This is a genomic window from Flavobacterium chungangense LMG 26729, from assembly GCF_000735715.2.
Lineage (GTDB): Bacteria > Bacteroidota > Bacteroidia > Flavobacteriales > Flavobacteriaceae > Flavobacterium > Flavobacterium chungangense.
Genome location: NZ_JASY01000038.1, coordinates 1 through 10,565 on the forward strand (window position 1 = coordinate 1; position 10,565 = coordinate 10,565).

The following is a 10,565-nucleotide window of genomic DNA, read 5'->3' on the forward strand; positions in this document are numbered from 1 at the left end:
AACGGCTATCTATGACTTAAAAAACATGTTTTTAAGCGCCTCAATTTTTAAAGACTACAACTTAAAAACAAAAATAAACCTCGCTTAAATATGTTTAAACGAGGTTGTTTTTTATGCTTATCTTGAAATTTTACTTTTTTAAGAGAGTTGCGCAACAGCTACGTGTGTTGTGCGATCGGTTATTTATTTAGTACAATTCTGTTACTTATTTTAGTTCTAATTTTAATATTGATTATTGATCTGTAAAAAAATTGTCATCGATAATATATAAACTAAAATGAAAATTGCATTTATCAGTAATAAATTTGTATAATTTCTGATTTTAAAAATTTCTAATTTTTGTTTTCTATTTATATATTTTGTTAAAATTAAAACCCCAACAACAGGTATTATTCCAAAGATTATTGAATAAAATGAGCCGAAAGCAAAAATCATATAAATTTCATATAAAACGGAGTATGATTCTATTTTAATTTTAAATATAAAAGTTAAGAAAATAAATAATAATGTAAAAAAAAATATTAATGAAGAAGTTACTAAAATTGCTCTGATTAGTAAATTTATTATTTGTATAAATTTCTCAAACTTTTCTTTTTTGTATACTTCTTTTAAGTACATAATATATAATTTTATTTTTTTTCAAAATGAAAGTTATTTTTTCCATTTTTGCAGTTAACTATCGCACAACTTTTTTATATACACTACAAAGCAGCGATAATCTACCCGAAATTGGGTATATATACGAATATTTGTTACGTTTATATACTTTCAAAAATAACCAAAAAAGATCACAAAGCATCAAAGAATATTTAGTTACCTCTACTCCTTCGCAATAAAAAATGGAACACTTCGGGGGATGGGGTTTTACCACTGTCGCCCCATGTTTTTTTAGGTACAGTTAGGCACTGGCTTTTTTTTATTTCTCCCAAATCTTTCTAATTAATTTCAAAAGTTTCGGTTTTTCATTTTTAGTTTCTTTTTTATTAGACTCAATTTCTTCCAGCGTTACAGTTCGGTAATTGGCTCTTATGTATTCAAACTCGTCCATATCTGGCTGTTTTAAATCAGCTCCGCCTTTATGTGGAAACTCAACATAATCTTTTGGTGGCTTGGGTAGTTCCTGCTCACATTCTTTTGAGCATAAATTAGCAAGCATTGGTATTGTATCAGTTCCAACGTGTGCGGTAATCCACATCTGGTTGGTTGTTTCGTATGTTAGTTTCTTTTCGCAGACACTACATTTTAAATTATCTCCATAATATCTAACGGGGTTGTGATCAAGTTTTGGAAATCCCATTCGGTTTTTATAATTACCATAAAGTGCTCTCGTGCTAATTCGACTGTCTTTTAGTTTTTTACACTTATAAATCTCGAATGGAAACCAATGTAAGTTATAAGAAGTATACGGGTCGAAAAAATCAAGCGATTCCATTTGTCCAATTTCAGGCGGAATTCTCTTCAGATTACTTCCATAAAGTCCAATTTTCTTAACTTTTTTAAGTTTTGCGATTGACTCGGGAAGAGTGAAAATTTGAGCAAACAATTCGTCTCCAAGAGCTTCTCTCGGAACAAACTCGTCAGTTCCATTTTCAGCAACCTGGTCAATGTATTCACATAGTTTTTTCCAAGCAACAGAATTTCTGTCCTGAACATCATTCGGTATTTTGGAAATTCTTTTATTCATAGTTCTGATTATCTTGTGCTTAACGTTCTCTTACTACAAGCAGTTTGGGACTAAATTAAGCCCATTATTCGGATTTGCTTTATCTTCTCAATACAAAACCATATTTAAATTAAGCAAAATACCCAAATTGAATGTAGCGTGTGTAGCCGATTTTTTTTTATTTTAACCCCCACATTTCACTTCCGCCAGTTGGGAAAAAAATTCTATTGTCTTGAACAATTGGTGTTGAAATTCCGTAATTAAATGGTTGAATGAAATTTATTTTTCCAGTTTCATTATTTAATGAATATAGATTTCGATTCCTTGTTCCAAAATATATATGTTCTTTAAAATTTATAATATTGCTTTCTGCCTGGTCTTTTTTTAAGTTCATTACCCAATTTGTCCTTCCATTTTTAATATTGACAGAAATGATTTTGCTGTCATATGTACTTAAAATTATGTTTTCGTTTACAACACAAGGTTCATAATACAAATCACAATTTAAAGATTTGGACCAAATTTCATTCCCGCTTTCATAATTCAACATCAAAATTTTACCTTCTTTGAAATCTTTATCAAGACAAACTAAAAGTCCTACTTCTGTTTTACTTTGACTTAAATTCGAGAATTTTTTATATTTATTTTCCCAAACAATTTCCCCATTTTCATTATTAATTGCTATAAGTTTTGCATTTAGTTCTGCCAAACCTAAATATATGATGTTTTTAAAAAATGCAGGTTTATTCGTTTATGTTATGTTTGAATCTTTAGGTAAATACCAAATTACTTTTCCATCTATTTTATTTATTTTACTAAATCCATTACCTTGTACTGAACCATAAATAAATTTATCATTTTCAGATAAATCTTTTCTTAAATTTACTTCACCATTAATTTTCCATTTTATTTTTCCTATTGTGTCAAAACAATTTAAATCAGTTCCATACTCTGCTAAAAGTAAGTTTTGCCCAAATATTAATGGTTTATGAAATGGATTGTAGTCACTTTGAAATTTTAAATAAACTTTTCCATTTTCTAAATCTACTGAATAAAAATTTCTGTTTGAATTTCCAAAATATAACTTTTTGTTTTTTGCAACTAAAGTTGTTGGAATCCAATCAAATTGTTTATTTCTCCAGAGTAACTTTACGTATTTCTGATTATCAGCAATTGTAGTTTCATTGTCCTTTCTGCAACCTAGAAGACAAATTAAAAAAGTAAAGATTAAAAATTTTGTTATTCTCATTTTGGTTGCGATTTTTCTCAAAATATCTGCTAACTTATTTATATACGCTACAAAGCAGAGCCAATCTACACGAAATTGAGTGTGTATACAAATGTTTGTTGCATCTATATATTTTCAAAAATAACCAAAAAAGATTACAAACTATCAAGAGAATGTTTGGTTGCCTACTCTGTTCAATAAAACAAAACTGCATGAAACTGTGATTTAAAGCCGGGAGACTTTAAGAGGTTTTGAATTTACAAGGACATTAAAAAAAATGTGCGAAGTCGAAGACATTTGCAAAACAATGAAGCTTTTCACAGTAACACTTCGAAGAGAGAGTATTATTGTAGATTTTCATATTTTTCAAGAATATGTATCATATTTTCATTTGAAAGTACCGTATTTTCTATTTCGGCAACTAATTCCGGTTTTGATTTTGTAATTTCCAGGAGCGTTGATTTCTTCCCTTTAAAAAGTCCCATTTTATATTTTATACCTTTATCGTCAACCAAATATTCGGAGTGTTGTATTGAACCGTCATATAAGTTTTGAGAAATATCCCAATACCACTTGATTTTTGCACCATTGTAAACAACTTTTTTTAAAGCTTTTCCATTATTTACATAAAGTTGTTGTTTTTGATCAAAATCTGTGAACTTTAACTCTTTTACATCTGCAGCTTTTATTTTTTCTTTCTTTTCTCCATTTTTATCTACAAGGATTAGCATTCTATAAAAACTACTTTCATTTATTAGCTTTTTGTTAAACATATTTGTACTTATTTCAATTGTAGCGTTAATTGTATCATTATTCATCTTGATTATATTAGCATCCAAATATTTTTGAGAGAAGCTTAGTGAAAATGATAAAATGAACAAGATTGTAAAAGTATTTTTCATTGGAGTATGATTAATGTTTATTTCTGCTAACTTATATATATGTGATTTCATCACACCCATATAAAATCTTTGGTTAGGTATGTTTGACAAATACCTACAATATTTATTTACGAATGTATAAATAAATATTTACAAATGATCAACAGTGAATTGAGTGGTTCTATCTTCTTAATTTAGAAACTTTTATTGATTTTTGCTTACGTTTCACGAGCGAGACGCTCGCCAGCTGTAGGAGTAGCTGTTGTATGCTGTTTTTTTTTACATTGTATTGTAATGTTTCCATTCACTTATTTCCATAGGATGCTCTTTATTAATTGGATAGTTTGCTTTCACAAATTCAAATTGTTCTTTAGTTAGTAAAACTATCCTTCCATCATTTCCGGAACTTATAGGATAAAATCTCTCGTTACTTTTCTGTAATTTCAGTTGGTCGTTTAACATCTCTATAAAATTTATATATGAAATTCCCCAATCATTTTCTCCAAAATCATTATCAAAAGCGATATATTCTTTTCCGTTGAGTTTTATTTTATGAGTCCAATGTCTTTCTGTTTGATTATTAAATTCATCTGAAAATTCAAGTTTCAAATTTAGTTTGTCAAATGATTTTTTTACAGTCTCTAAATACTGAATTAAACCACCACCTTCAAATAGCGTTTCTGAATCTATAAAATAAAATCTATTGTCAGTAAATATTAAGCTTTCGCCTTTCATTTTGCCTTCAAAAAAATTTAGTTCATTATAAGATTTTTCAAATTCAGCTTTTGTTTCTTTTAAATCTTTTTTTTCGGTTAGATTGAAAAAATTGAGTTTGTCTAATCCTACTATAATTTGGTTTCCCGTTAATTTATTTTTAGCTATTTCTTGTTGTTTTTCGGGTTCTTTTTCCTTAATATTATTTTGAGATTTTGAATTACAACTTAAAAATAAAAAGCTAAATAATAGGAGTAGTGTTTTATTCATTTTTGTTTTTAATAAATGTTCTTTCTTGTAGAGTGTTTATGTAAAATAGCATACAACTTTTTTATATATGCTACAAAGTAGCGACAATCTACCCGAAATTGGGTGTATATACGAATGTTTGTTTCGTTCATATACTCTCAAAAATAACCAAAAAAAAGATTACAAAGTATCAAAGAATATTCAGTTACCTCTACTCCTTCTCAATAAAGAATGGGAACACTACGGGGATCTGGGCAAACTTATCATAAAACTCTTTACTAGTGAGGCAATTTATATGCTTAGTTTGCTTCACTTTACGGGCACAGCATACAATTCTGCGCTAACGTTGTGCAGATCTGCGCAATCGGGTTTAGCTGTTGGTAGCAGTTTTATTTTTGTGTATATATTATTATTTCACTTCCTGTCCTTTGGGTTAAATACTTATCATCATAATATTCTATATGGTCATCGATCTTCTGCATTCCTACATTTTTAAACTCCCTATTCCAGATGAGAATTATTTTACTTTGAGGGATTACTGTTAGAAAAAGATCCCCATTTTCAAGAAATATAATATTAGATATATGATTTCCTCTATTTTTAAAAAATATTTGACCATCAAGATCAACAAATTCAGGTTTAGTAACTCTCGTTTCAGATTTTCCTTCGCAATAAACAGTAGATACTTGAGGATCAAACAATTCTAAATACTCAAGCCTAGGAAGTAATTCAATCCGATTAATTTTGGGGAGGTTCCATGCGACATACTTTCCATGATAAGCACCTCCAACAATATATGTGTCGTCAGGAGAAAATTTTGCATTTCCCAAATCAAAGTTGTGTTCAATGTCATTGTACATTCTTTCTTTATAGTCTTTAATAAAAGTGGGATGCGCCCAAAGTGTATCTTTCTTAGCTGTTTTTAAATCATAAAATTGCGATTTTGTCGAAAATGCAAAACAAATAAAATAATCATATGAATTTGAAAATTGATACTCATTATTCCCATTACCAAAATCATATTTGCCAATTTGATTACCTTCAAAATCAATTATTGTGTTTGTATTCTCTTTACTTTGAGTTATAATCCAATCTTTTTCTGTGATTATACGATTATTTCTTCCTTGTTCTATTTCTAATGTTTTTTCAATCAGGCCGGTTTTAGAATAAACCAAAAAATAATTCTCATAAAGAATAAGATACTTATCTAATTTTTCAGAAAAAACCAAATCGGTTATATGCGGATTCTGTAATTTTTTATTTTTCATTTTCTTTAATGGAAGTACTAATTCCATCAAGATATTTTCAGCCGTAATAATGAAATTATTTATGTAGAAATCATCTGTTCCTAAAATTAAACCAGATTTAACATACCAGTAGTCATCAAATCCTTTTGGTGGTTCAATAGTTTTCTCAAAAATAATTTCACCTTTGTAATTTAGTTTGAACACCGTTTTATTATTTGCAAATAATAAAATATCTCCTTTAGTATTAACATGAAATGCTCTAATTTCAAATTGGGAAATATCAATTCGTAAGGTTTCGACAAAAACAGATTTTACTGAAAATTCCAATTTTCTGTTTTGATTTTCTCTTATTTTTATTGTACGTTCATATGGATTTAAGAACTGTATGTTAGCTACTTTTTTTGCTATTTCTATAAAATTATCTAACTGGGCTATACTTCTACTTGCCTCATTTTCTGAATTTTTAAGCTTTTCTTTAATTTCTTCAATTATGAACTGGTAAGTTTTATGAATTTGCTCTTGTCCTAAATCAGTTAACCCTCCAAAAAACAAGAGATAGGTATAGGTATATTCTAAAGGATATTTTCTATTTTCAAAAATTTTTTTAATATCTGAATTGTCTGACAAAGATGAGACTAAGATTGGTATCTGATTAATCAGATTATTAAATGAAGTGACATCCTTGTTTTGTTGGTTTACTCCAAACAGTGAGAGCGTAACTTTTCTCTTGAACTCCAGTGATGCTGATGGTGTAAAAAAATCATCATCTGTAAAATCATCAAAAGTTAGTTCTATTTGATAAGCAAAGTTTTCAATACTATGCGAAAAATTTGTTTTTCGATCCAACGTATTCAAACACCATTTATCGAAATCAGGAATTTCAATACTTGTTGTAAGATTAAAAGTAAGAAATAATTGTTCAGTCTTATCATTATAGCTAATCGGAGAATACTGGCTATATAAAGATATAAACTGCTTATAACACTTTTCTTGCCTAAAAAAATGTCTCTTCGATTTTAGATATTTGAAACCAAAATTAGATAATTCAATATCAAGCAAGTTAGCCACTTTTTCATAAATTAACTCTTTAATTTTGCTTTCCTTTATCATATTCCCTGTATTTTAATTGTTTCTGAAATTGCCATCAACTTTTTTATATGCACTACAAAGCAGCGATAATATACCCAAAATTGGGTGTATATACGAATGTTTGTTCCGTTTATATACTTTCAAAAATAGCCAAAAAAGATTACAAAGCATCAAAGAATATTTAGTTACCTCTACTCCTTCTCCATAAAGAATGGAACACTACGGGGAGCCGGGCAATTAATTATATTTTGTATAAATTAATTTCTGAAGAGAAATTAAATAACGTGAAAGTAGCCATAAAAAAGCAGCCTATATAATTTAAGCTGCTTTAATCTTTATAAATAACATCTCTCTTTTTATCTTATCCGATACTAATAATCCATCGCGTAGGTTTAGTCATTTTTTCGGTAGTAAGATAAATACCATATGCTCTTAAAATGTTACAACCAGCATTTTCAAACCAAACGTAATCTCCATCATTGATAACGCTTTTTTTCTTGTCTTTATAGATAATCCATTTTTCATGGTCGCTATTAGCATTGTAGTAATATAAATCATTGGTTTGATAAACAGAAATTTGGTTTTTTGTACCAGCCTCCTGCTCTGATGTGCAGATTAAGATTTCATCTCCATCATGAATTTGAGAACTGCTAATGTTATTATTAAAATTAACTAATTTAAGAAAAACTTCATTTTCGGAAATTAGAGGATAAAGATAGGAGTGTGACATGCTTCCATATCCAATATAACGATTTAAGTTGTTTAATTTCAAATAAACTGGCTTTTGGAAATGTAGTGGCTGTGGGGCTCTGTTGGTGGGATTAGTATAGTAATTAATTATTGCATCCATTACCCCTCCATGTTGTATATAATCGAATTGTACTATATTAATTATTGTACCCTTTTTTATTAAATCAATATAATGATTAATGTTACGAGCATTATTAGATATAAAATCTCCGGTTGTTATATCATTTTCTAAATAATAGGTTGCATCAGCCGCTTGTTCTGCAATATTATAATAAATAGGGTTACTGCCATTTCCAGAACCATGAAGTGTTTGCATATGTGATTGCAAAACATAAAAACCATTGTTTGCCCATGTTTGTATATTGTTGTTGTGCCATTCCCAAAAATTATTAACATTTTCAACATCAGTATCCTTTACCGATAATGAACTGTCATCACCCCAAAACGGATCCCATAAATCATAACCAGTTCCTTTTTTTAAAAGAGGACTATATTTATTGACTTTACTCCATATAGAAGCTGATTTTCCAGCATCAATAGGAACATTTTCAACATCAAAAAACACAAATACCCGTTTTCCGTCATTATTTAAAGATTGAATAGTATCTGAGTTTTTATATTGTACTAGTCCACACTTAGAAATTACTGAGTTTGGGTCATTAAATTCCAGATAAGTGACCAGTAAATTTACCAAATCAACATAGTCATCGTCGATCGTTAGATTTAAAAAGTTCTGAAATTTTAAAATTATAATTTCATTAGGCTGCTCTATTAAGAAATTTCGAATTTGATGTAATGCATAATCACTTTTTGGGGTTGTAAAATCAATTTTTTTTTCACATAATACGTCATCTGAGCATAGCGTATGATGAAAATAATATTTGTTTCCACTAAGTTTAATCCGAAAATCAAAATAACGAACGCCATGTTCAAGCTGTTCTTTAATGTTTAGAGTTTGTGTTCTCGCACGAGTGTCTAAAGTCATTGTTCCAGAATCGTGAGTACCTGGAATAATAATTGAATTAAGAGGATGATTAATAAATGGTGAATTATTATTCATTAAATCTCCCATCCAATTCGCATGATTTTTTCTCATAATTAATGTTGTTACAGTAATATTTGTCTAAAAATGAATTGTCCAAACCTACAAAACTTCTTTAGCCATCACTTAGAGTATGCTTTGGAATAATAAATAATTTGTAGAAAGGAAGAATCTGTTTATCTTGTAATTGCGAAAAAATAAAGATAAATGAAAACCCACTTTAGTGAATTAACCGATTCTCAATGGCGGAAAAGTATGACTAAAAAAAGTCTTGACAATACGTACTTTTACCTGTTTTTATAACGGTTAAAAAGAAGTGATGCTTTTTTGATATGCACACAAAAACAGATTTAAAGTCAGGATACAATTCCAATCTGGTGATCGTTTGCACCTTAAATCCGCATGTCTCAAAAATTAGCTTTATTTTTTGAAATTTATATCCATGTTCCTTCTTTAATAGTCTAATTTCCTGGCTATTAAAGAAAGAACAGTTATTTAAAGTCGAGAGACTTTAAGAGGTTTTGAATTTATAAGAAGATTAAAAAAATGTGCAAAGTCGAAGACATTTGCGTTTTCATTAGGAACACTTCGGAGAATCGGGGCTTTTTTTTATTCAGATTTTTTTATAGAAGCTATTGTTCCTGTCACTACTGAACCTAAAATAGCCGCTGTGACACTAACTTCCATTATTTTGTAGAAGGTCAATACAAATATTACAGCAACGACCATAATTACAGCCATTACCTTTAAAAAAACATCTGGTGGTAAGATGTATTTTATTTCACCTGTAGTCGTTTTGTTAAAAGCCACGAGCCAACAAAAAATTATCACGAAAGAAATGAAAGGTATTCCAAATGCCATTAGAATAATTAGTAAGTCATTTGTATTTGTCATTTTGCTGATTTTAAAATTGATATAATTATAGTTTCAAATTTTCAATTATTCTTTTGTTGTAATAATGAAAATATTTATTGTTTTTATGATAGTTTCTTGAATTCTGCCCGTTGTTGTAGCCTGACCGCTAACTTGTATACATGCGAAACAAAATATTCGCACATCCACCCAATTAAGGCAGCTTGGCACAATTTCGTTTTCTTTTATATTTCTCAAAAATAACCAAAAAAGATTACAAACTATCAAAAGAATGTTTGGTTAGCTCTACTTCTTCTCAATAAAGAATGGAACACTTCGGGGAGCCGGGTCAAAGACATGCACAGCGTTTCGTAAGAAGACTTCAGAAAGTGAGTGAGTTCGGATTCAAAAGCACACACGAAAGGATTAGTGCGGGAGCGGGGCATTTTATAAGAACACTTCGGAGAGCTTGGGATGTTTTTTCAATTTTATGAAGAAACACTTAGAAGAGATGAGCAGGTTTCCTTATATCTTTTTATTCTCACGAATGTGGTGAAGCAATTCTAGTCGTCTTAGACCTGTTTTTTTTTGATAGTCGAATTCGTCAATATGATAGTTACAAAGTTCCGTTAATTCCGGAAAAATTTGTTTGACATTTTCTAAGACTTTAATATTTTCGCCCCTTTCAGATCGAGGAAATGAATCTTGTCTTAAAAGTATTATTTGAACTTTAATTTTATTATCTGAAATTATCCAATCGTATATTAATTTTTCAAGTTTTGTACCATTGTCAGGAGTTGACCAAACAAGAATATCAAGAAGAGCTGCAATCTTTGCTAAATCTGTATCA

The 10,565-nt window shown here is 29.2% G+C and carries 11 protein-coding genes; 1 reads left to right on the forward strand and 10 read right to left on the reverse strand.

Features of this window, described 5'->3' with window-relative positions; translation table 11 throughout:
- Positions 1-222: 222 nt before the first annotated feature.
- The 9 genes from JE46_RS23610 to JE46_RS23650 all read right to left on the reverse strand — a co-directional run bounded on the left by JE46_RS23610 (position 223) and on the right by JE46_RS23650 (position 9,757).
- Positions 223-618, reverse strand: coding sequence for a hypothetical protein (locus JE46_RS23610; protein WP_031457758.1), 396 nt, complete (start codon positions 616-618; stop codon positions 223-225).
- A gap of 298 nt (positions 619-916) precedes the next feature.
- Positions 917-1,684: a leucine-rich repeat domain-containing protein gene (locus tag JE46_RS23615; RefSeq protein WP_180904135.1), complete on the reverse strand. Its 768-nt coding sequence runs from the start codon at positions 1,682-1,684 to the stop codon at positions 917-919.
- A gap of 157 nt (positions 1,685-1,841) precedes the next feature.
- Positions 1,842-2,372: an outer membrane protein assembly factor BamB family protein gene (locus JE46_RS23620; RefSeq protein WP_031457760.1), complete on the reverse strand. Its 531-nt coding sequence runs from the start codon at positions 2,370-2,372 to the stop codon at positions 1,842-1,844.
- Positions 2,373-2,414: 42 nt separating this feature from the next.
- The gene (locus tag JE46_RS23625; protein ID WP_157505995.1) at positions 2,415-2,912 is read right to left on the reverse strand and encodes a PQQ-binding-like beta-propeller repeat protein; all 498 of its coding nucleotides are present in this window, start codon (positions 2,910-2,912) and stop codon (positions 2,415-2,417) included.
- Positions 2,913-3,235: 323 nt separating this feature from the next.
- Complete coding sequence (locus JE46_RS23630; protein WP_031457762.1) at positions 3,236-3,793, reverse strand: hypothetical protein; 558 nt, start codon at positions 3,791-3,793, stop codon at positions 3,236-3,238.
- 258 nt (positions 3,794-4,051) lie between these two features.
- Positions 4,052-4,756 (reverse strand): hypothetical protein, encoded by a 705-nt coding sequence (locus tag JE46_RS23635; protein ID WP_031457763.1) that lies wholly within the window; start codon positions 4,754-4,756, stop codon positions 4,052-4,054.
- Between the two features lie 368 nt (positions 4,757-5,124).
- Entirely contained in the window at positions 5,125-7,092 is a 1,968-nt protein-coding gene (locus tag JE46_RS23640) for a hypothetical protein (protein ID WP_031457764.1), read from the reverse strand.
- 340 nt (positions 7,093-7,432) lie between these two features.
- Complete coding sequence (locus JE46_RS23645) at positions 7,433-8,917, reverse strand: PI-PLC domain-containing protein (protein WP_031457765.1); 1,485 nt, start codon at positions 8,915-8,917, stop codon at positions 7,433-7,435.
- 555 nt (positions 8,918-9,472) lie between these two features.
- Entirely contained in the window at positions 9,473-9,757 is a 285-nt protein-coding gene (locus JE46_RS23650) for a hypothetical protein (protein ID WP_051873009.1), read from the reverse strand.
- A gap of 284 nt (positions 9,758-10,041) precedes the next feature.
- On the opposite strand from JE46_RS23650, the gene JE46_RS24205 reads away from it, so the two are divergent.
- Complete coding sequence (locus tag JE46_RS24205) at positions 10,042-10,209, forward strand: hypothetical protein (RefSeq protein ID WP_157505996.1); 168 nt, start codon at positions 10,042-10,044, stop codon at positions 10,207-10,209.
- Between the two features lie 31 nt (positions 10,210-10,240).
- On the opposite strand, the gene JE46_RS24375 is transcribed toward JE46_RS24205, so the two are convergent.
- The coding region (locus tag JE46_RS24375) for a hypothetical protein (protein WP_031457767.1) at positions 10,241-10,565 on the reverse strand (325 nt) is incomplete at its 5' end.

Bases quoted from the DNA above. Each gene is read 5' to 3' on its own strand.
- JE46_RS23610 (WP_031457758.1), bottom strand. From the start codon at position 618: ATGTACTTAAAAGAAGTATACAAAAAAGAAAAGTTTGAGAAATTTATA.
- JE46_RS23615 (WP_180904135.1), bottom strand. From the start codon at position 1,684: ATGAATAAAAGAATTTCCAAAATACCGAATGATGTTCAGGACAGAAAT.
- JE46_RS23625 (WP_157505995.1), bottom strand. From the start codon at position 2,912: ATGAGAATAACAAAATTTTTAATCTTTACTTTTTTAATTTGTCTTCTA.
- JE46_RS23630 (WP_031457762.1), bottom strand. From the start codon at position 3,793: ATGAAAAATACTTTTACAATCTTGTTCATTTTATCATTTTCACTAAGC.
- JE46_RS23635 (WP_031457763.1), bottom strand. From the start codon at position 4,756: ATGAATAAAACACTACTCCTATTATTTAGCTTTTTATTTTTAAGTTGT.
- JE46_RS23640 (WP_031457764.1), bottom strand. From the start codon at position 7,092: ATGATAAAGGAAAGCAAAATTAAAGAGTTAATTTATGAAAAAGTGGCT.
- JE46_RS23645 (WP_031457765.1), bottom strand. From the start codon at position 8,917: ATGAGAAAAAATCATGCGAATTGGATGGGAGATTTAATGAATAATAAT.
- JE46_RS23650 (WP_051873009.1), bottom strand. From the start codon at position 9,757: ATGACAAATACAAATGACTTACTAATTATTCTAATGGCATTTGGAATA.
- JE46_RS24205 (WP_157505996.1), top strand. From the start codon at position 10,042: ATGGAACACTTCGGGGAGCCGGGTCAAAGACATGCACAGCGTTTCGTA.